General features: G+C 64.6%; 22 protein-coding genes. 10 read left to right on the plus strand and 12 right to left on the minus strand.

Annotated elements, in window-relative coordinates; genetic code table 11:
* The first annotated feature begins 65 nt into the window (after window positions 1-65).
* Window positions 66-881, plus strand: coding sequence for a bestrophin-like domain (locus D3876_RS00050; protein ID WP_119759134.1), 816 nt, complete (start codon window positions 66-68; stop codon window positions 879-881).
* A gap of 212 nt (window positions 882-1,093) precedes the next feature.
* Here the strand turns inward: D3876_RS00050 and D3876_RS21100 are convergent, their stop codons facing one another.
* From D3876_RS21100 to D3876_RS00095, 9 genes are all read right to left on the minus strand, one after another.
* Window positions 1,094-1,306 carry a hypothetical protein gene (locus tag D3876_RS21100; protein WP_182911811.1) on the minus strand — a complete coding sequence of 71 codons (213 nt, stop codon included), beginning with the start codon at window positions 1,304-1,306 and terminating at the stop codon, window positions 1,094-1,096.
* Between the two features lie 77 nt (window positions 1,307-1,383).
* The gene (locus D3876_RS00060) at window positions 1,384-2,412 is read right to left on the minus strand and encodes an amidohydrolase family protein (RefSeq protein ID WP_119759106.1); all 1,029 of its coding nucleotides are present in this window, start codon (window positions 2,410-2,412) and stop codon (window positions 1,384-1,386) included.
* Window positions 2,413-2,421: 9 nt separating this feature from the next.
* Window positions 2,422-2,943 carry a 3-hydroxyanthranilate 3,4-dioxygenase gene (locus D3876_RS00065; protein ID WP_119759107.1) on the minus strand — a complete coding sequence of 174 codons (522 nt, stop codon included), beginning with the start codon at window positions 2,941-2,943 and terminating at the stop codon, window positions 2,422-2,424.
* Window position 2,944: 1 nt separating this feature from the next.
* Window positions 2,945-3,385 (minus strand): RidA family protein, encoded by a 441-nt coding sequence (locus tag D3876_RS00070; RefSeq protein ID WP_119759108.1) that lies wholly within the window; start codon window positions 3,383-3,385, stop codon window positions 2,945-2,947.
* Window positions 3,382-4,161: a 2-keto-4-pentenoate hydratase gene (locus tag D3876_RS00075; protein ID WP_119759109.1), complete on the minus strand. Its 780-nt coding sequence runs from the start codon at window positions 4,159-4,161 to the stop codon at window positions 3,382-3,384. The genes D3876_RS00070 and D3876_RS00075 overlap by 4 nt, the downstream gene beginning before the upstream one ends.
* Window positions 4,161-5,195, minus strand: coding sequence for a 4-hydroxy-2-oxovalerate aldolase (dmpG, locus tag D3876_RS00080; RefSeq protein WP_119759110.1), 1,035 nt, complete (start codon window positions 5,193-5,195; stop codon window positions 4,161-4,163). The genes D3876_RS00075 and dmpG overlap by 1 nt, the downstream gene beginning before the upstream one ends.
* Complete coding sequence (locus D3876_RS00085) at window positions 5,192-6,136, minus strand: acetaldehyde dehydrogenase (acetylating) (protein WP_119759111.1); 945 nt, start codon at window positions 6,134-6,136, stop codon at window positions 5,192-5,194. The genes dmpG and D3876_RS00085 overlap by 4 nt, the downstream gene beginning before the upstream one ends.
* Window positions 6,133-6,924 (minus strand): 2-keto-4-pentenoate hydratase, encoded by a 792-nt coding sequence (locus tag D3876_RS00090; RefSeq protein WP_119759112.1) that lies wholly within the window; start codon window positions 6,922-6,924, stop codon window positions 6,133-6,135. Before D3876_RS00090 ends, D3876_RS00085 begins: the two co-directional genes overlap by 4 nt.
* Before the next feature lie 8 nt (window positions 6,925-6,932).
* Window positions 6,933-8,414, minus strand: a complete 1,482-nt coding sequence (locus tag D3876_RS00095; RefSeq protein WP_119759113.1) for a 2-hydroxymuconic semialdehyde dehydrogenase — start codon at window positions 8,412-8,414, stop codon at window positions 6,933-6,935.
* 111 nt (window positions 8,415-8,525) lie between these two features.
* Between D3876_RS00095 and D3876_RS00100 the strand changes: the two genes are divergently transcribed.
* On the plus strand, window positions 8,526-9,494 hold the full coding sequence (locus D3876_RS00100; RefSeq protein WP_119759114.1) for a LysR family transcriptional regulator: 969 nt from the start codon (window positions 8,526-8,528) through the stop codon (window positions 9,492-9,494).
* 3 nt (window positions 9,495-9,497) lie between these two features.
* Here the strand turns inward: D3876_RS00100 and kynU are convergent, their stop codons facing one another.
* The 3 genes from kynU to D3876_RS00115 are packed head-to-tail and all read right to left on the minus strand — an operon-like array spanning window position 9,498 to window position 12,035.
* On the minus strand, window positions 9,498-10,760 hold the full coding sequence (gene kynU / locus D3876_RS00105) for a kynureninase (RefSeq protein WP_119759115.1): 1,263 nt from the start codon (window positions 10,758-10,760) through the stop codon (window positions 9,498-9,500).
* A gap of 8 nt (window positions 10,761-10,768) precedes the next feature.
* On the minus strand, window positions 10,769-11,209 hold the full coding sequence (locus tag D3876_RS00110; RefSeq protein WP_119759116.1) for a VOC family protein: 441 nt from the start codon (window positions 11,207-11,209) through the stop codon (window positions 10,769-10,771).
* 19 nt (window positions 11,210-11,228) lie between these two features.
* The gene (locus D3876_RS00115; protein ID WP_119759117.1) at window positions 11,229-12,035 is read right to left on the minus strand and encodes an aspartate dehydrogenase; all 807 of its coding nucleotides are present in this window, start codon (window positions 12,033-12,035) and stop codon (window positions 11,229-11,231) included.
* A 215-nt stretch (window positions 12,036-12,250) separates the two neighbouring features.
* On the opposite strand from D3876_RS00115, the gene D3876_RS00120 reads away from it, so the two are divergent.
* The 8 genes from D3876_RS00120 (at window position 12,251) to D3876_RS00155 (ending at window position 19,222) form a co-directional block, all read left to right on the plus strand.
* Complete coding sequence (locus D3876_RS00120; RefSeq protein ID WP_238475164.1) at window positions 12,251-13,072, plus strand: sulfite exporter TauE/SafE family protein; 822 nt, start codon at window positions 12,251-12,253, stop codon at window positions 13,070-13,072.
* Window positions 13,073-13,086: 14 nt separating this feature from the next.
* Window positions 13,087-13,761 (plus strand): fumarylacetoacetate hydrolase family protein, encoded by a 675-nt coding sequence (locus D3876_RS00125; RefSeq protein WP_119759118.1) that lies wholly within the window; start codon window positions 13,087-13,089, stop codon window positions 13,759-13,761.
* A gap of 625 nt (window positions 13,762-14,386) precedes the next feature.
* Entirely contained in the window at window positions 14,387-15,316 is a 930-nt protein-coding gene (locus D3876_RS00130; RefSeq protein ID WP_238475165.1) for a fumarylacetoacetate hydrolase family protein, read from the plus strand.
* The gene (locus D3876_RS00135; protein ID WP_238475166.1) at window positions 15,313-16,308 is read left to right on the plus strand and encodes an ABC transporter substrate-binding protein; all 996 of its coding nucleotides are present in this window, start codon (window positions 15,313-15,315) and stop codon (window positions 16,306-16,308) included. The genes D3876_RS00130 and D3876_RS00135 overlap by 4 nt, the downstream gene beginning before the upstream one ends.
* A 12-nt stretch (window positions 16,309-16,320) precedes the next feature.
* Window positions 16,321-16,866 (plus strand): VOC family protein, encoded by a 546-nt coding sequence (locus D3876_RS00140; RefSeq protein WP_119759119.1) that lies wholly within the window; start codon window positions 16,321-16,323, stop codon window positions 16,864-16,866.
* Window positions 16,867-17,625 carry an ABC transporter permease gene (locus D3876_RS00145; RefSeq protein ID WP_119759120.1) on the plus strand — a complete coding sequence of 253 codons (759 nt, stop codon included), beginning with the start codon at window positions 16,867-16,869 and terminating at the stop codon, window positions 17,623-17,625.
* The gene (locus D3876_RS00150; RefSeq protein ID WP_238475167.1) at window positions 17,625-18,383 is read left to right on the plus strand and encodes an ABC transporter ATP-binding protein; all 759 of its coding nucleotides are present in this window, start codon (window positions 17,625-17,627) and stop codon (window positions 18,381-18,383) included. The genes D3876_RS00145 and D3876_RS00150 overlap by 1 nt, the downstream gene beginning before the upstream one ends.
* Before the next feature lie 17 nt (window positions 18,384-18,400).
* Entirely contained in the window at window positions 18,401-19,222 is an 822-nt protein-coding gene (locus D3876_RS00155) for an alpha/beta fold hydrolase (protein ID WP_119759121.1), read from the plus strand.
* Window positions 19,223-19,230 lie beyond the last annotated feature (8 nt).

Consider the following 19,230-nt stretch of genomic DNA (forward strand, 5'->3'; position numbering starts at 1 on the left):
GGGATTTTCCTGATTGTGCACACCACCCGATGGCCGCACCGTTCCCGCAAACGACGGAGGCGTGCATGATCGCATTCGGGCAGTGGATGGAGAATACACCAACCCTGATGTTGGGCGTGTTGCTGCTGCTGGCGATGTGCCTGGCCGCATTCATCGGATATTTCGGCCGCAGATACCGCGAAAGGCGGAGGACCGGCGACAAGGACGAGGGCAGCCAGGAAGGCTATGTCGTCTCCGCGGTGCTCGGGCTGCTTGCCTTGCTGCTTGGCTTCACCTTCGCGCTGGCGGTCGATCGATTCGAAACGCGGCGTTCGCTTGTGCTGCAGGAAGCCAATGCAATCGGCACAAGCTATCTGCGTTCGCAGTTGCTTGAAGATCCACACCGGTCGCGCATGTCCGGCATATTGCTGGCCTATACCGAGAATCGCGTTGCGCTCGGGACAGCGAAACCGGCCAACACGAAGTCGCTTCTCGAAAGAAATGACCGGCTGCTGACCGACCTGTGGTCGGCGACTGCCGCCGCGTTCGACAGCGTAAGCAACAAGCATTTCTCGAGCTCGCTGCTCGATACCGTCAACGAGGTCATCGATCTCGACGCATCGCGCAAAGCCGCGCGACAGGTGCGCGTACCGGCCGAGGTGTTCGTCGTTCTTGTGATCTATGTCGTGGTGACCGCAGGTGTCCTCGGCTATGTGCTGATCGGGTCGCGCGGCATCGTCGTCGCGGGATTCCTCTTCATACTCATGGTCATGTCGCTACTGCTGATCATGGATATCGACCGGCCAGCGCTGGGCGGCATCACCGAGGCACAGGGCCCGATGATCGAGTTGCGGGATGCGCTTCGAAAGCAGCCGCCGGGGACCTTTGACCGCTGGCGCTAGAACTGGCTGCATTTCTGCGCCAGTACGATCGCGACAGGCCATGGATTTGCTTTTGGAAAATTGGTCACGGCGAATGCCGGTTCCATTGTCTCAGCCTGACTTTCTGAAAATCGATGATTGCAGGTGCAGGAAAGTCGACCGTTCGCTGCGGAATTTTGCGACACGATCGCAGTTGGCCCTGTCCCGAATGAAGGAGATCGACAATGGGACTTTCAGATTTCGATCCCGTTGCGCAAGAGGCGCCCGTGGAATGCAGGCCAGATCATCGGAACGAGGTGCCCGCTGAAACCGCGAGACGTCTGGCGATCCGCTTCTTTCTCGATGGCCATCGCAGACTGCGCGATCGCGCATTGTTCGACCTTGCGATCGACAGAAAGCTTCGCGGCTGTCACATCTTGAAGATCAGGATCGGCGACCTCGGGCACGCGCCGCTGGAAGTAGTTCGAACCAAGCAAAAAGAGATGGACGGGAACGCGCCGGCTGGTTCTTTTTTACATCGTGCTCAGAGCGTTTCGGGAGATGTCGGGCCTGTGCCGTTCAGATTGAACAGGCGCGCGGCGTTGGTGCCCATCAGCTTGGCGCGCAGGCTGGGACTGATCGCCTGATCTTCGCGGATCATCTGACCGACGATCTGCTCGCCGAGCGGGAAGGGGTAGTCGGAGCCGAGCACCACGCGGTCCTCGCCCATCACCTTGACGAGCATGGCGAGCGCATCCTCGTTGAACACCGCGGAATCGACGTAGAAGCGATCGGTGTAGCTCGAGGGCGGGTTGGGGCAATCGACGCGAACGATGTCGCGGTGCCGCCACGCATTGTCGACACGGCCGAGCAGGAAGGCGAAGCTGCCGCCGCCATGCGCGAAGCAGATCCGCAGGTTGCGGGGCAGCTTCTCGAACGCGCCCGACAATATGAGCGACAGGATCGAGAGCTGCGTTTCGGCGGGCATGCCGACGAGCCAGGACATCATGTATCTGGGCATGCGCTGCTGCGCCATCATGTCCCATGGGTGGACGAGCACTGCGGCGCCGACATCGGCGCAGTGATGCAGGAAAGTGATGATCCCTGCATCATCGAGATTGCGGTCATCGACATGATTACCGATCTGAACGCCGATATGACCCTCCGTCATCGCACGATCGAGCTCGGCGCAGGCGCGGTCGGTGTCCTGCAGCGGCACCTGGCATAGCGACTTGAGACGCTTCGGATCGTGCGCGCAGATCTCGCGCGCGGCGCTGTTGAACAGCCGTGCCACCTCTGCAGCCTGCTCGGGCGGGCGGCCATAGGCGAAAAGCAGCGGCGTGGCCGACATCACCTGAACGTCGATGCCGTGCGCGTCCATCGCCTCGATTCGGCGCGCGCCGTCCCAGCAATCGTTAAGCACGGGGCGGAATTCCTTGTCGCCCAGCATCAGCATCGCCTTGCCGCCGCCCAACTGCTTCATCCAGGGCCAGTCGGGCGTGCCGAAACGCTCGGCGAGGTCGGGCCATTTTTCAGGCAGAAAATGGCTGTGAATATCGACTGCGAAGGTCATGGTCTTGTCTCAGGCCTTGCCGGGATGGACGGTGCCGCAGGCGCCGCAAGTGCGCAGTTCCTCGCTATCGTAGAAGCGCTGGAAGAGCGGCGGCAGGTCGGCGACGATGCTCTTGAGCTGGACCTCGACGCGGTGGACGATTTCGCCGCAATCGTCGCAATACCATTGAAAGGCATCGAGCATGCCTTCGGGGCGCTGGCGCTCAATGACGAGGCCGATGCTGCCCGGCACCGGGCGCTGTGGCGAGTGCGGCACGCCCGGGGGCAGCAGGAAGATGTCGCCCTCGCGGATCGGCAGGTCGCGTGGGCTCCCATTCTCCCAGAGGCGCAGGTTCATGTCGCCCTGCATCTGGTAGAAGAACTCCTCGCACGGATCGACATGATAGTCGGTGCGCGCATTGGGCCCGCCGACGATCGTTACGATGAAGTCGGCATTCTGCCAGATCTGCGCGTTGCCGACGGGGGGCTTCAGCAGATCGCGATGTTGCTCGATCCACGCCTGAAAATTGAAGGGGAGGCCGTATGTCAGCATCTCAGTCTGCCTTGCCGTTCTGCCCGCGCGCAACGGGCGCGTAAGCGGTTGCCTTGATCTCGATCAGGAGATGGGGATGGGGGAGCTGGTGAACCGCGACCGTCGTTCGCGTTGGCCCATCCGTGCCGAAATATTCGGCATAGGTTTCGTTGAAACCCTTGAAGTCGTTCATGTTGACGAGGAACACGCCCACGTCGACGACGTCGGCGAGCGACGCCCCTGCGTCGGCCAGGATGTCGCGGATATTCCCGATCACCGCGCGCGTCTGTTCGCGGATGTCGAGCGTTGTTGCGCCGAAGCCGTCGGCCTCCGCGCCTGCGATGCTGTTGTCCGCGCGGCGCGAACTGGTGCCCGAGACGAAGATGAAATCGCCCGCGCGGCGATAATGCGGGAAGGCGCCGCGCGGCGTCGCCTTGCCGGGGATGACGCATCCGTTGCTCATGCTCGCTCCCCCGCGACATGGAGGTCGACGCGGCCGAGCCGTTCGGCTTCGAGGCGAACATGGATGCCGGGGCGCAGTGCCTCAGCAGGCGTGGCGGCACCGCAGAGCACGGTCCAGCCCGCTTCAAGCGCGAGCCCCGATTGCGCGGCGAGGCGAGCTGCCTCGACCAGCGAGCGCACGGGATTGCCGAGGATCGCGCCGGTCGAGCCAAACTGCACCGCGCGGCCATCGAGGCTCATCGTCATGCCGAGATTGGAGAGGTCGCCAAAGGGCTCCTGCCAGGTGCCGATGACGAAGGCCGAGGACGAGGAATTGTCCGCCACTACGTCGGAGAGCGCGAAGCGGAAATCGGCATAGCGGCTGTCGATCACCTCCATCGCGGGGGCGACCGCCGCGATCGCGGCGAAGGCCTCGGCCGAGCTGATTGGGCCCGCGAGGCGCGACTTGAGGCGGAAGGCGATCTCGGGCTCGATGCGCGGATGGACGAAGCGACCGATGTCGAGCACGCCGTCATCGGCGATCTGCATCGCGTCGGTGAGGCGGCCCCAGATGAGATCGGAGACACCCATCTGCACCATCTTGGCGCGGCTGGTGAAGCCCATCTTCACGCCTACGATCCGCTCGCCGCGCGCAAGGCGGCGCTCGATCAGGCGGTGCTGGACCGCATAGGCGTCCTCAAGCGCGAAACCGGGATGCTCGGCGGTGATCTGCGCGGTCGCGCGCGCGGTGACGGCTGCGGTGTCGAGCCGTTCGGCGATAAGGTCGAGGTCCGGCATCACGCACTTTCCCTTTGCTTGACCATGTCTAGCGCGACATCGGTGATCATGTCTTCCTGCCCGCCGACCATGCGGCGTTTGCCGAGTTCGACGAGGATGGCGCGGGTATCGAGGCCGTGGTCGGCGGCCGCCTTTTCCGCGTGGCGCAGGAAGGAGGAATAGACGCCCGCATAACCCAGCGAGAGCGTCTCGCGATCGACGCGGACGGGGCGATCCTGGAGCGGGCGCACGAGATCCTCCGCGGCATCCATCAGCATCATCAAATCGCAGCCATGGTTCCAGCCCTTGCGGTCGGCGGCGGCTATGAAGACCTCCAGCGGTGCGTTGCCCGCGCCCGCGCCCATGCCCGCGAGACTCGCGTCGATGCGGATCGCGCCCTGCTGCACCGCAATCACCGAGTTGGCGACGCCCAGCGAGAGATTGTGATGCGCGTGGATGCCGCGCTGGGTTTCGGGCTTGAGCACGCGGTCATAGGCTTCGAACCGCGCGCGAACCCCGTCCATATCGAGCGCGCCGCCGCTGTCGGTGACGTAGACGCAGTGTGCACCATAGCTCTCCATGAGGAGCGCCTGACCGGCGAGCACATCGGGCGCAACCATGTGGCTCATCATCAGGAAGCCGGACACATCCATGCCGAGATTGCGCGCGGCCTCGATATGCTGTTTGGCGACATCGGCCTCGGTGCAGTGCGTTGCGATACGCACCGAACGCACACCCATGTCATACGCGCGCTTCAGATCGTGGACGGTGCCGATCCCGGGGAGCAGCAGCGTGGTGAGCACGCTGTGCTCAAGCACCTCGGCAACCGCGCCGATCCAGTCCCAATCGGTATGCGCGCCAAAGCCATAGTTGAAGCTCGAACCCGCAAGTCCGTCGCCATGCGCCACCTCGATCGCGTCGACTTTCGCTGTATCGAGCGCCTTTGCGATCTTCACGACATGATCGAGACCGTACTGGTGCCGGATCGCGTGCATGCCATCGCGCAGCGTGACGTCCTGGATGTAGAGCTTGGTCGTGGTCGGATCGAAACTCATGCTGCGATCCTTTCCTTCTTGCGCGCCGCGATCTTCTCGGCGGTCCTGAGCGCGGCGGAGGTCATGATGTCGAGATTGCCTGCATAGGCGGGGAGATAATGTGCCGCCCCCTCGACCTCGAGGAAGACGCTGACCTTCAGCCCTGTAAAATTGCCGTCCATCTCTGGAATATGCAGCGGTGCGTTGGAACCGATATGCTCGAACTGTACCGCCTGTTTCAGCCGATAGCCGGGGGCATAGGATTGCACCTCGGCAACCATCGCCTCGACCGAAGCGGTGATCGCGTCGCGGTTGCCATCCTCGGTCAGGCAGAAAACGGTGTCGCGCATGATGAGCGGCGGTTCGGCGGGATTGAGCACGATGATCGCCTTGCCGCGCGTGGCGCCGCCGATCACCTCGATCGCTTTCGACGTTGTTTCGGTGAACTCGTCGATATTGGCGCGCGTGCCGGGGCCGGCGCTCTTCGACGCGATCGAGGCGACGATCTCGCCATAATGCACCTTGGCGACGCGGTTGATCGCGGCGACGATCGGAATCGTCGCCTGTCCGCCGCACGTCACCATGTTGACGTTCGCCGCACCCAGATGCGCGTCGCCATTGACGGGCGGGATGACATACGGGCCGATCGCGGCGGGCGTCAGGTCGATCACGGTCTTGCCATGCGCCTTCAGCACTGCGTCGTGCCTCGCGTGCGCGCCCGCCGAGGTCGCGTCGAACACGATCCCGATATCATCGAAGCCGGGCAGCGCGATCAGGCCCTCAATGCCGCCGGCAGTCACGGGCACACCCATGCGTTCGGCGCGCTTCAGGCCTTCGGATTCGGGATCGATGCCGACGAACGCGCCCATTTCGAGCGTGTCGGAAAGGCGCATGATCTTGATCATCAGGTCGGTGCCGATATTGCCCGATCCGATGATCGCGACTTTCGTCTTGCCGGTCATGCGCGCGTTCCCTTGCCGAAGCGTACGGAGACGCTGCCAAGTCCGTTGATGCGCACGTCGATCGTATCGCTTGCCTGCACCGCAGTCATGGGGCCGAGCGCACCGGTCAGGATGATGTCGCCTGCGCCCAAGGGACGGCCCGAAGCCACCATCACGTCGGCCAGCCAGCGCGCAGCGTTCAGCGGATTGCCGAGACACGCGCGGCCCGCGCCCGAGGATACGGTCTGGCCATTGGCTTCGAGCACCATGCCGCAGAGCCTGAGATCGAAATCGGAAAGCTTGCGCGGCGAGGTGCCGAGCACGAACGCGCCAGAAGAAGCGTTGTCGGCGATGGTGTCGAGGATGCCGATCTTCCAGTCGGCGATGCGGCTGCCGACAATCTCGATGCACGGGAGCGCATAGGCCGTCGCGCAGATGATGTCCGCGATCGTGTGGCGTTCATGCGGAAGGTCGCGGTCAAGCACCAGCGCGACCTCGGCCTCAACCTTGGGCTGGAGCACCGCGTCGATCGGCACTTCGGCGCAGTCGTCCCATGCCATGTCCGCAAAGAGCATCCCGTAATCGGGCTGGTCGACGCCGAGCTGCGTTTGGACCGAGCTGGAGGTGAGCCCGATCTTGCGACCGACGAGCCGGCGGCCCGCGGCGAGCGCGGCGCGCGTGTTGATCTCCTGCGCCTGATAGGCGGCGGCGAGGTTGCCTGCCGGCAGCAGCGACGCGATCGGCGCGCAGGGGGTGCCGCTGCTTTCCGCGGTGCGAAGCGCTTCGGCGACCTGTTCGATTGGAGACATGGACGCGCTCACAGCTTGATGCAGATGTTCATGGGTTCGGAATAAAAGGCGAGCGAATGCTCGCCGCCCTCGCGGCCGATGCCCGAGAGCTTCACCCCGCCAAAGGGCGTGCGGAGATCGCGCAGGAACCAGTCATTGACCCAGACGACGCCGACCTCGAGCTGGCGTGCGACGCGGTGCGCGCGCTTGACGTCGCTCGTCCACACCGCCGAAGCGAGGCCGTAGCGCGAGTCATTGGCGCGTTCGATCACCTCCTCTTCAGTGTCGAAGGGGGCGATATGGCAGACGGGCCCGAAAATCTCCTCGCGCACGCAGCGGGCGTCGTCCGATAGACCGGTAAAGATGGTCGGCTCGACAAAGCTGCCCTGATCGAGATCGTTGCCGAATTGCGGCACACCGCCGCCGGTGACGACCGTGGCGCCTTCTTCGACCGCGAGCTTGTAATAGCCGAGCACCTTGTCGCGGTGCTGTGCCGAGATCAGCGGGCCCATATCGGCGCCGTCGAACGGATTGCCGATCCTGAGCGCCCTGGCGCGCGCGGCGAGTTCGTGGACGAAGCGATCGAAGATCGGACGCTGGACATAGACGCGCTCCGAACACAGGCAGACCTGCCCGCAATTGGAGAAGACCGATCGCATCGTGCCCGCGATCGCGGCTTCGAAATCGGCGTCCTCGAACACGATCGCAGCGTTCTTGCCGCCAAGCTCGAAGGAGATCGGCTTCACGTCAGCGGCGGCGCCGCGCATGATCGCAGAGCCCGTCGCGGACTCGCCGGTGAAGGTGATCGCGTCTATGTCGGGGTGGCTGACCAGCCATTCGCCTGTCGAATTGCCGCCAAAGCCGTGGACGAGGTTGAACACGCCCTTGGGCAGTCCGACCTGATCCATCACTTCTGCCAGCAGCGTCGCGGTCGAGGGGGTTTCCTCCGACGGCTTGGCGACCACGGTGTTGCCGCAGGCGAGCGCTGGCGCCACCTTCCAGGTGAGGAGCAGCAGCGGCAGGTTCCACGGAGACACCACCGCGACAACGCCTAGCGGGCGTGCGATGCTGTAGTTGATCGCACCGAGCCCATCAGGCGTGTCGCTTTCGAAGCATTGCGTCGAGCGCGCCTGAGCAAGCGCGGCAAAGCTGCGGAAATTGGCGGCACCGCGCGGAATATCGATCCTGGTCGCCTGCAGGATCGACTTGCCCGTGTCGGCGATCTCGGCAGCGACGAAATCGTCGAAGCGCGCCTCGATCGCGTCGGCAATCTTCACCAGCATCGCGGTGCGCTCGGCGAGCGTCATCCGCGCCCATGGCCCCTTCAGCGCGCGCCGCGCGGCATGCACCGCAGCATCGACGGTGGCTTTGTCGGCGAGCGCGACTTCGCCGATCGTGGCCCCCGTGACGGGATTGATGACCGGAAAACGTTCTCCAGCCTCCACGAAAGCGCCGTCGACATAGTTGGGGAGAATGCGTCCGGCGAAAGGGTAGGGATGGGGGGCGGTCATGCGGTTTCCAGCGGCAATTCTCGTTTGATGCGGCCGAAACTATGGATTGTGTTTATAATGCGAAAATAATATTTTGAGGCCTTCGTATAACGCAAATGTGATAGGGTGAGGATGGCGGCGAGCGAGCGATCGACACAGGTGGTGGAGAACCGGCTGCTCGCCCGATTGAAGCTCAGGCAGCTCAAATTGCTGATCGCGGTGGGCGAGCAGCGCAACATCCTGCGCGCAGCGACGTTGCTCAACGTCGCGCAGCCCGCGGCGACCAAGATGATCCGCGATCTCGAGGCGACGCTCGACATGCAGCTCTTCGAGCGCTCGTCGCGCGGGGTGACGCCGACGCTCTATGGCGACGTCATCATCCGCCACGCCAAGCTGATCCTGTCGCAGGTGCGCCACGCCAGCGAGGAACTGTTGTCACTGCGCGAGGGGACGACGGGGAAGATCGCGGTGGGCACGCTGCTCGCGGCCGCGCCAAGCCTGCTTCCGCGCAGTATCGTCGCACTGAAGCGCGAGCGGCCGGGGATCACAGTCTCATTGGTCGAGGGGACCAATGACAAGCTGATGCCGATGCTGCGCGTCGGCGATCTCGATCTGGTGGTCGGGCGACTCCCCGAATTCCGCGAGCGCGAGGGGCTGGTCCAGGAGGTGCTCTATGAGGAGCCCGTCTCGATCGTGGTGCGCAAGGGGCATCCGCTCGCCGAACTGTCGGTGGTGAAGCTCGCGGATCTTCAGGCGCAGGAATGGATCATGCCGCCGCCCGAGACTTCGCTCAGACGCCAGCTCGAACAGAGCTTTCGCAAGGCGAAGCTGGAACTGCCCGTGCGCGCGGTGGAATCGGTCTCGATCCTCGCCAACTACACGATCCTGCGCGAGACCGACATGGTCGCCGCTGTCCCTTATCAGGTGGCGGATGCGCAACCCGACCTGGTGCGGCTGCCCGTCAATTTCGACATCGGCTATGGCCCGATCGGCGTTACGCTGCGCTCGGGCGGGGATACCTCGCCCGCGACCAACTATTTCCTTGCCATGCTCAGGCGCGTGGCGGCGGAGAGCGTCGCCGATCTTGAGGCGGCGAAATAGCGATCAGGTGACCGCCTCGACCGCGGCGAAGGCGGGATCGCGCCACAGTCCGGTCTCCATCGTGGCGACCAGGATATCGACCGCATCCCAGATATCGGCATAGCGCAGATAGAGCGGGGAGAAGCCGAAGCGCATCGTGGTCGGCGCGCGAAAATCGCCGATCACGCCGCGACTGATCAGCGCCTTCATGATCGGATAGCCATTGACGTGTTCGAGCGCGATGTGCCCGCCGCGATCATCGGTCTGGGCGGGGCCGCCGAGCGTGAAGCCGGCATCGCCCAATCGTGCTTCGACGAGATCCTGGAAGAGCTTGCCCAATGCGCGCGACTTTTCGCGTGCCGCACCGACGCCCGCGCGCTCGGCGATATCGAGCCCTGCTTCGGCCGCGACCATGCTCAATATCGGCTGCGTGCCCGTGAGCATCCGTCCGATGCCCGATGCCGGGGCATAGTCGCGCTCGAAGGCGAAGGGCGCGCCATGCCCCCACCAGCCGGTGAGCGGCTGGGTCATCGCCTCGTGATGGCGCTTAGCGGCGAACTGGAAGGCGGGGCTGCCCGGGCCGCCGTTGAGATACTTGTAGGTGCAGCCCACCGCGAAATCGACATTGCAGCCATTGAGATCGACGGGGATCGCGCCAGCGCTGTGGCACAGATCCCAGACCGCGAGCGCGCCGACGGCGTGCGCCTGTGCGGTGATCGCGGCCATGTCGAGGATATGGCTGCTCTTGTAATGCACCTGCGTCAGCACGACCGCGGCGACATCGGGTCCGATCGCGGAAGCGATCTCGTTCTTCTCGGCGAAGCGGATGACATGGCCGCGGCCCAGCGTCTCGATCAGCCCCTGGATGACGTAATTGTCGGTCGGAAAATTCGATCCTTCCATCACAATGACGCGCCGGTCGGGGCGCATCGCGAGCGCGGCTGCGACGATGCGGAACAGGTTGAGGCTGGTGCTGTCGGTCATCACAACCTCACCCGCCTCGGCACCGATTAACCCCGCGATCCGGTCGCCCAGCCGATAGGGAAGTTGGAACCAGCCCGCGCGGTTCCAGCTCGTGACCAATCCCGTGCTCCATTCCTCGGCCGCCGCCTCGGTGACGCGCGCGATCGCCGCCTTGGGGCTGGGGCCGAGCGAATTGCCGTTCAGATAGACAACGCCCCGGGGGAGCTGGAACTCGTCGATGAAAGCGCCAAGCGGGTCGGCGGCATCGAGCGCCAGTGCGGCGTCGCGCGTCAGATCGGTGGGGAGCACGGGAGCCGTTGCCATCATTGTGCTCAGGCCGTCTTTGCCTTGTAGGTGGCGGTGCCCACCCAGCCGCGTTCGGAAACGTCGATCATCACGCCCTCGGGTCCGGTCATCTTGTACTCGGCATTGTCCTTGGCGGGGTTCATGCCCAGCCCTTGCGCTATATTGACGTCGTGGCGCGGCGCAAAGCCCGAGTTTTCGAAGCGATCGACGATATCCTCGATATCCTCGCACTGAAAGCCGAGATGGTGGAGTCCGGTATAGCCCTCGGGGAACTCCATGCCAGCAGCGGGACGGTTCTTGAAGTTGAGGAGCGCGATGTTGATCGTGCCGTCGGTGACGTAATAGCCGAGCGCATTGCGGCTATCGACACGGCCCGCGATCGTCCAGCCGAGGACCTCGACGAAGAACTTGGCGGCGTTGTCGGGATCCGCCGAGGCGATGGCGACGTGCTTCAGATGAACGGTCATGGGTCTTCCTTTCTGTAAATCAGGTGCCGACGCGCAGTGGCGCTGCGAGCCCGCGCAGCGCAGCGATCATGCTGAGCGCGGTGATGCGGCCGGTGCCGGGGTTCTCGTCGGTAGGGATGTTCTCGATCTCGAGGCCGAAGCGCGCGCTGTCGGCATCGACGTCGATGCGGTGGCAATTGCGCGTCCGGGTGGGATCGGCCCAGATCTCGAGCTCGGTGCGATCCGCCCCGATGCCCGCGAGCCCAAGCGCGGCCGCGACATTGACGTTCGACGGGAAGGCGCGGGCGCCTTCGCGCGCGCTGCCGCGGAAGAGCAGCAGCGGTTCGGCGAGGTTGTCGAGGCTGATGCTATTCTCGACGACATGCTTGGCGGTACGCAGCGACTTGGGCGGCTTGCGCGTGACCATGCGGACCGAATGGATATTGCCCTCGGCCGCCGCGCGCACCGCGTCGAGGCCGAGCAGCGCGCCGGTCGCGAGGACGATCTGGCCATTGCCCGCACGCGCCTTGTCGACGATCTCGGGGTGCTCGAGGATCGCCGCGCCGCTAACGGTGACGAGCGTGCGCCCCGCGGTGAGCGCGGGCTCGGCGATCGACAGGAAGGCGGCGGTCGGTGCGCATTCGACGATAATGTCGCAGCGCGACGCGAGCTCGATCGGCGAGACGATCGGAACTGAAAGGCCGAGCTCGTGCGCGCGCTTCTCCGCGACCTCGCGACGGCCCGAGCTGATCGCGGCAAGCGTCAGCCCCGGCAATCCCTCCGCCAGCCTTTTCGCGACCACGGCGCCGATCGTGCCGAAGCCGGCAATACCCACATTACGCGTCACGCCCTTGTGTCTCCCCGTCTGGAATCGGGTCGAGCATAAGCGGGCTGCGTATCACCGAAATATAGTATTGCGGCGGCCCGTTATTGCGGAATGGCATAGTGTCGGCCGCCGTCACTATGCCGAAAGCGAATAACCGGGCGCCGTCTTTATAGGTTTCCTGTGGAGGTCGAGCGGCTAGCGCGCACCCTGTCCGGAATCGGAAAAGGGAGCGGGGCATGGATATTTCGTCCTTGGTGATGATGGCGGTCGCGATGGCGGCGACGGGGCTGGTCGGCGGTGTGATCGCGGGGTTGCTCGGTGTCGGTGGCGGCATTGTCGTGGTGCCGATCCTCGATACGACATTGGGCATATTGGGCGTCGATCCTGCGATCCGCATGCACGTCGCGGTCGCGACCTCGCTTGCGACAATCATACCGACCTCGATCTCCTCGTCGCGCGCACACGCAAAGAAGGGCGCGGTCGATGGCGACCTCGCGCGCAGATGGGGCGTCGCGATCCTGCTCGGCGCGGTGCTGGGCACGCTGATCGCATCGCATGTCCAGAGCGTCGTGCTTTCCGCGGTGTTCGCCGTGGTGGCCTTCCTCGTCGCGGCCAAGATGCTGCTGCCGCTCGATCACTTCACCTTCGCAAAGCAGGTTCCAGGCGGGGTCGCGGCGCAGACGATGCCGCTGGCGATCGGCACGACCTCCTCGATGATGGGCATCGGCGGGGGGACGCTGACGGTTCCGATCCTGACGCTGTGCAGCTATCCCATTCACCGCGCGGTCGGGACCGCTTCGCTGTTCGGGCTGCTGATCAGCATTCCCGGCACGATCGGCTATATCCTCGGCGGCTGGGGCGATCCGCGGCTGCCGATGGGAAGCCTTGGCTATGTCAACTGGATCGGCTTCCTGCTGATCGCGCCGATGACCTGGATTTCAGCGCCCTGGGGCGCCGCGCTCGCGCACAAATTGTCGAAGCGTCATCTGGGTGTCGCATTTGGCGTTTTCCTTTTGATCGTCGCGCTGCGTATGGCGTGGCGTGTGCTGACAAGCTGAGAGACACGACTCGCATGACCATCGAACCGCCCGTCCAGCCCGTGCTTCCAATCGTCGGCGGCGGCCGCTTCCCCGTGGGACGCATTTTCTGCGTCGGGCGCAACTATGCCGAGCATGCGAAGGAAATGGGCGATGTGGTGGCCGAGCCGCCCTTTTTCTTCATCAAGCCCGCGAGCTGCCTGCCGACGGTGCCGGGCAAGCTGCCCTATCCGCCGCGCACCGAGGACCTGCATCACGAGGTGGAACTGGTCGTCGCGCTCGAACTGGGTGGCGCCGACATCGCCGAGCAGGACGCGCTGCGCCACGTCTTCGGCTATGCCATCGGGCTCGACATGACGCGCCGCGACCTGCAGGGCGCGGCCAAGGACAAGCGCCGCCCCTGGGACATGGGCAAGAGCTTCGACGGCGCAGCCCCCGTCGGCGCGATCACGCCCGCCACGGACGCGGGCGACCTCAGCGATGTCGCGATCACGCTCACCGTCGATGGCGAGACGCGTCAGAGCGGGCGCACGTCGGAGATGCTGTGGAACGTTCCCGCGATCATCGCCGAGCTGTCGACCTATATGCGCCTGATGCCCGGCGATTTGATCTTCACCGGCACCCCCGCGGGCGTGGGCGCGGTCACGCGCGGCAATCAGCTAGAGGCCCGGATCGAGGGGCTGACCCCGCTCGAGGTGGAGATCGTGTAAGGCGCGCGCTTATGTTCCCACTTTTCCCTTGAATCGTGAAGTAAAATGTCGCGGTTGCACAATTTCATTTCGCGTTGCCTTTCGGTGTGTCGCTACTGCTTTACGATGCGAAAGAGCGGGCGATCGGCGCAAGTGCATTGACCGCCGCCTAGCCTTGCAAATCGGGGGGTGTGTGGGACAGCGATTTTGTGGGTGCTGTCGGCTTTCGACCCGAAGGAGACCTTCACCCTCAAGGGAGAAGGATACGGAGCCTTGCTGCGCGTGAGCGCAACTAGGCGGAGTTGGATGAGGGGGTGGAAGCTTGGGAGTCGTGCGTTGCCGTTGACTTACGCCCCCTCACCCAGCTCCGACTAGGCGGCACAGCCGCCAAGTCTGCGCAACCCTCTCCCTTAAGGGAGAGGGAGTTCGAGACGTCCGCTAACCACCCCATAGCGACATTTGACCCGACATTATCGCGGGTTGCTCCGACCATCACGCCACCGTCAAAACCCCTATAGCAAAATATGGGCCCGCTATTCCAAAGCGGTATTATTATCCCCCGCCGCTATGCCTTTTATTGATTCCAGAAGATCGATCCGCCGGCACCGCCTCTCCTGGCTGACCGGCGCTGTTTCTGGAGACGATGATGACGGCACCCTGGTATGCGCTGGCAAGCTATGCGGCGGGCGACGAGATCCGCTCCGCGCTGGTGCTGGGCGAGGCGCTCTATGACCTTGCGGCGATTGCTGATGGCGCGGGCGCCAGCGACGCATTGAAGCGCCGGATCGGCTCGGTCGACATACTGGTGCGCGACTGGGAGGGCGTGAAGGACGAGCTGGCGACGCTCGCCGCCTGGGCGCGCGGGGCGCAGCTCGATCCCGTCGCCGCGACGCCGCTCGCGCCCTTTGCTCCGCACCGCGTGTTCGGGGCGGCATCCAACTATATCGAGCATGCCGAGGAGATGGCGACCAAGCTCGCCGCCAAGGCCGACAGCATGCCCTATATCTTCCTCAAGACCGTCGACAGCGTCATCGGCCCGGACGACACCGTCTTCCTGCCGCCCGAGAGCAAGAAGGTCGACTGGGAGGTCGAGCTGGGCGTGGTGATCGGCCGGGCGGGACGGCGCATCCCGGTCGAGCAGGCGCATGCACACATCGCGGGCTATGTGATCGTCAACGACATCTCGGCGCGCGACATGACGCGGCGCAGCGACTTCCCGTTCTCGCACGACTGGTTCCGCGGCAAGAGCTTCGACAGCTTCACCCCGATGGGCCCGTGGTTCGTCCCCGCCGAATGTATCGACGACCTCCACGACCTGAAGCTCACCTTGAGCGTCAATGGCGAGGTGATGCAGGACGGCAATTCGGGCGAGATGATCTTCAACACCTATGAGCAGATCGCCTATCTCTCGATGCTGCTGACGCTGAAGCCCGGCGACGTGATCGCGACGGGCACGCCCGCGGGCGTCGGCATGGGGCGCGGCATTTTCCTGAAGGATGGTGACCAGATGGTCGCGACGGTCGAGGGGATCGGCACGCTCGCCAATCCCGTGCGTGCGGAAAGGGCGGAAGCATGAGCAAGGGAATGATCCGGGCCGCGGTCGCGGCGGTGGCGCTGATGCTTGGCGGCTGTGGCGGTACGGGCGATGCGGGCAAGGAGCGCGTCACCTTCAATATGTCGTGGCTGCCACAGGGCAGCATGGCGGGCGTGATCGCGGCGATCGACAAGGGCTATTATGCCGAGGCCGGCCTCGACGTGAATGTCGTGCGCGGTTTTGGCGGCATCCGCACCGCCAACGAGCTCGACCAGGGCATGTTCGAATTCGGCTATGGCGACCCCGTCTCGGTCGTCCTCAATAGGCAGAATGGCGGGAAGACGCGGATGGTCGGCACGATCAATACGCGCTGGCCCGCCGCGCTGTGCTACGTCAAGGAACGCCACACCATCGAAAAGCCCGCCGATCTTGCGGGGTTGACCGTTGGCGGCGGGCAGAGTTCGGCGATGCAGGCGCTGGTGCCCGCTTGGCTGACGCGCAACGGCGTCGACAAGGACAGCGTGAAGCTGCTCCAGCTCGATCCAGCGCTGGTCGTGACGTCGCTGGTCGAGGGCAAGATCGACGCGGGCGAATGCTGGGAAGGCAACAGCCTGCCGCTGTACCACAAGCGCGCGAAGGAGGCTGGCGTCACCATCGGCCGGATTTCCTATTCCGCCTTCAACCTCGACCTATACGGCAGCGGCATCCTGACCACCGAGAAGATGCTCGCCGAGAAGCCCGAGACGGTGAAGAAGTTCCTCGCCGCAACCTATCGCGGTTACGAATATGCCGCCGCCAATCCCGACGAGGTGGTCGGCATGATGACCAAGCGCTTCCCGATGCTCGATGCGGCGATCACCAAACAGCAGATGGTCGAGACCGCGGAGCTGATGAAGGACGGCGCGGGGACCTTCAAACCCGCGCGCGTCGCCAGCTCGCTCGATTTCTTGAAACAGGCCTATGCGCTGAAGGGCGATATCGCGCCCGGCGACGTCTTCGAAGGCGCGTCGGCGACGCCCGCAGCGCGGCCCTAGGAGCCTTAGTTGATGTATCGTCCCAAACCCAACAAGCTCGGCCATCTGGTGCTGAAGGTCCGCGACATTCACGCGTCGGTCGCCTTCTACCGGGACGTTGTCGGGCTCGAAGTGTCCGACTGGATCGACCAGCACATGGTGTTCATGCGCGCCGGGCAGGATCATCACGATCTCGCGCTGCTCCAGATGACGCCCGAGGAGATTGCGGGCCACGAACCCGGTCGCCCACCGCTCGAGCATTTCTCCTACCATGTCGACGACGTGGCCGAGCTCGAGAAGATCGCGGCGATGCTCCAGGAGCGCGGTGTGCTGATCGATCGCGGCATCGGCAAGCACGGGCCGGGCGCCAACAGCTTCCTCGTCTTCCGCGATCCTGACGGCAACAATGTCGAATTCTATTCGGACATGATCCAGATCGGCCCCGATTTCCCCCCGCACGAACCGCGCGTATGGAACGGGCTGGAGATGGAGACCTTCGACCGCTGGGGACTCGAGCATTTCGTCGTGCCGCCGCCGCCGCGGATTCAGAAGCTCCGCGATCGCGACGGGGAGGGCTGAATGGCGACGCCCCCCAGGACGCAGTCCAATCCGGTCGTCGCGGCGCTGTTCTTCGTCGCGCTCGCCGCGGCATGGGAGTTCGGCGTCCGCCTCTTCGGCGTCAAATCCTATCTGCTTCCCGCGCTGAGCGATATCGGCGTCGCCTTCTGGGAGGCGCGCGCGATGCTGCTCGATCACTCGCTGGTAACGCTGGGTGAGGTGTTGAGCGGCTTTGCGCTCGCGGCTGTGCTGGGCGTCGCGCTCGCCGCGCTGATCCATGTCGTGCCGGTCGCGCGTTCGACGCTCTATCCGGTGGTGATCGCGCTCCAGTCGATCCCCAAGGTCGGGCTCGCGCCGCTGATGGTGGTGTGGCTGGGATACGGGTTCGGATCGAAGCTGGTGATGGCGTTCCTCTTCGCCTTTTTCCCGATCGTGATCTCGACGCTTGGGGGCCTCGCAAGCGTGCCCTCCAATCTGGAGGAGCATTTCCGCGCGCTGGGGGCGAGCCGCTGGACGATGTTCGCCAGGCTTCAGGTTCCCGCGGCAATGCCCAACTTCATGGATGGCTGCAAGGTGGCGATGCCGCTGGCGGTGATCGGCGCGATCGTGGGCGAGTTCGTCGGATCGAACAACGGTCTCGGCAACGTCATCCTGCTCGCGACGGGTTCGTCGCAGACCGCGCTGACCTTTGCCGCGCTGCTGACGGTGACCATGCTCTCGCTCGTGCTCTTCTATGTGGTCGAGCTCCTTTCCAAATTCGTGTGGTGGCGGGCAGTCTGATGGGTGTTGCGATCCGGGTTGAAAACCTGACCAAATTCTACGGCGGACCGACGGGCACCAAGGCGCTCGAGGATGTCGATATCGCGATCGAGGATTGCGAGTTCATCTCGATCATCGGGCCTTCGGGCTGCGGCAAGAGCACGTTGCTGCGCATCCTCGCGGGGCTGCACGGCTTCGATACGGGCAGCGCAGCGATGTTCGACGAGGGCGTCGACGCCCCGCGCGACGATGTCGGCGTGGTTTTCCAGACCGCGAACCTGCTGCCATGGCTTACCGTCGACAAGAACCTGACGCTCGCGCTCGAGATCCGTCGCGGCAAGGCGGCGGCGGAGGCCGCGGATGTCGGCGCGATGGTCGAGATGCTCAATTTGAAGGGCTTCGAGGACAAATATCCGCACGAGCTTTCGGGGGGCATGAAGCACCGCGTCGCGATCGGCCAGGCGCTGATGCAGAACCCGCGCGTGCTGCTGATGGACGAGCCCTTCGGCGCGCTCGACGCGCTGACGCGCGACCGGCTCAACATCGAGCTGCTCAGGCTCTGGCAGCGCGACCGCAAGACCGTGGTGCTCATCACGCACAGCATTTCGGAAGCGGTGCTGCTGTCCGACCGCGTGCTCGTGCTGTCCGAGCGGCCGGGGCGGCTGATCGCCGATCTCAAGATCGACCTGCCGCGCCCGCGCGATCCATCGATCACCCGCGACATGCCCGCGTTCGGCGATCACGTCGTCGAGCTGAGCCGGATCATGGGCGTCGTCTAGACAGTCAGGAGTCTGCCATGCCCGTTCTTTCGATCGGCCAGAGCGAAATCTACTATGAAGACCAGGGCGAGGGGCCCGCGATCGTGTTCGCGCACGGGATCGGCGGAAACCATGCGAGCTGGTACCAGCAGGTAGCCGCCTTCGCGCGCTCCTACCGCGTCATCACCTTCGACCATCGCGGTTTCGGGCGTTCGACCGATGTCGAGAATGCAGGGCGGAGCGCCTTCGAGTCCGATCTGCGCGCGCTGCTCGATCATCTCGATATCAGCGAGACTGTGCTGGTCGGGCAGTCGATGGGTGGAGGAACATGCATCAGCTTTGCCACGGCGTATCCCGAGCGCGTGCGTGCGCTCGTCATCGCGTCCTCGCTCCACGCCATCGCCGAGCCCGATGATGTCGCGCCGCTGATGGATGCCGCACGCGCCGCGACCGCCGATATGAGCCAGCTCGAGCGCGTGCTCGATGCGACGTTCCGTGCGGCCAATCCCGAGCAGGCGGCGCTCTACGCGGCCATTGCGAGCTTCAACCGCGTCGATCGCCGCAGCCTGACGGGTACATGGCCGATGCTGGTCGCGCCCGAGGCGGTGGGTGGCGGAAAGCCCGTGCTGTTCGTGGCCGGGCTGGATGACGTGCTCTTCCCCGTCGAGGCGGTGCGGCGTGTCCAGGCGCGCGTGCCCGGATCCTTCCTTGTCGAGATATCCGCGGGTCATTCGGTGTTTTTCGAGCGCGGGGACGAATTCAACGACAGCGTGCTGAGCTTCCTCGCCGCATGCGGCATCCGCGGCGTCAGGCGCAGCGCCCACAGCAACGCGGCGGGCTATACCGCCCCCGCGCAATAATCGCATCA

Origin of the sequence: Sphingomonas cavernae (assembly GCF_003590775.1) — a bacterium.
Lineage (GTDB): Bacteria > Pseudomonadota > Alphaproteobacteria > Sphingomonadales > Sphingomonadaceae > Sphingobium_A > Sphingobium_A cavernae.

Coding starts and splice junctions, on each gene's coding strand:
- D3876_RS00050 (WP_119759134.1), top strand. CDS start 66: ATGATCGCATTCGGGCAGTGGATGGAGAATACACCAACCCTGATGTTG.
- D3876_RS00060 (WP_119759106.1), bottom strand. CDS start 2,412: ATGACCTTCGCAGTCGATATTCACAGCCATTTTCTGCCTGAAAAATGG.
- D3876_RS00065 (WP_119759107.1), bottom strand. CDS start 2,943: ATGCTGACATACGGCCTCCCCTTCAATTTTCAGGCGTGGATCGAGCAA.
- D3876_RS00070 (WP_119759108.1), bottom strand. CDS start 3,385: ATGAGCAACGGATGCGTCATCCCCGGCAAGGCGACGCCGCGCGGCGCC.
- D3876_RS00075 (WP_119759109.1), bottom strand. CDS start 4,161: ATGCCGGACCTCGACCTTATCGCCGAACGGCTCGACACCGCAGCCGTC.
- dmpG (WP_119759110.1), bottom strand. CDS start 5,195: ATGAGTTTCGATCCGACCACGACCAAGCTCTACATCCAGGACGTCACG.
- D3876_RS00085 (WP_119759111.1), bottom strand. CDS start 6,136: ATGACCGGCAAGACGAAAGTCGCGATCATCGGATCGGGCAATATCGGC.
- D3876_RS00090 (WP_119759112.1), bottom strand. CDS start 6,924: ATGTCTCCAATCGAACAGGTCGCCGAAGCGCTTCGCACCGCGGAAAGC.
- D3876_RS00095 (WP_119759113.1), bottom strand. CDS start 8,414: ATGACCGCCCCCCATCCCTACCCTTTCGCCGGACGCATTCTCCCCAAC.
- D3876_RS00100 (WP_119759114.1), top strand. CDS start 8,526: ATGGCGGCGAGCGAGCGATCGACACAGGTGGTGGAGAACCGGCTGCTC.
- kynU (WP_119759115.1), bottom strand. CDS start 10,760: ATGGCAACGGCTCCCGTGCTCCCCACCGATCTGACGCGCGACGCCGCA.
- D3876_RS00110 (WP_119759116.1), bottom strand. CDS start 11,209: ATGACCGTTCATCTGAAGCACGTCGCCATCGCCTCGGCGGATCCCGAC.
- D3876_RS00120 (WP_238475164.1), top strand. CDS start 12,251: ATGGATATTTCGTCCTTGGTGATGATGGCGGTCGCGATGGCGGCGACG.
- D3876_RS00125 (WP_119759118.1), top strand. CDS start 13,087: ATGACCATCGAACCGCCCGTCCAGCCCGTGCTTCCAATCGTCGGCGGC.
- D3876_RS00130 (WP_238475165.1), top strand. CDS start 14,387: ATGACGGCACCCTGGTATGCGCTGGCAAGCTATGCGGCGGGCGACGAG.
- D3876_RS00135 (WP_238475166.1), top strand. CDS start 15,313: ATGAGCAAGGGAATGATCCGGGCCGCGGTCGCGGCGGTGGCGCTGATG.
- D3876_RS00140 (WP_119759119.1), top strand. CDS start 16,321: ATGTATCGTCCCAAACCCAACAAGCTCGGCCATCTGGTGCTGAAGGTC.
- D3876_RS00145 (WP_119759120.1), top strand. CDS start 16,867: ATGGCGACGCCCCCCAGGACGCAGTCCAATCCGGTCGTCGCGGCGCTG.
- D3876_RS00150 (WP_238475167.1), top strand. CDS start 17,625: ATGGGTGTTGCGATCCGGGTTGAAAACCTGACCAAATTCTACGGCGGA.
- D3876_RS00155 (WP_119759121.1), top strand. CDS start 18,401: ATGCCCGTTCTTTCGATCGGCCAGAGCGAAATCTACTATGAAGACCAG.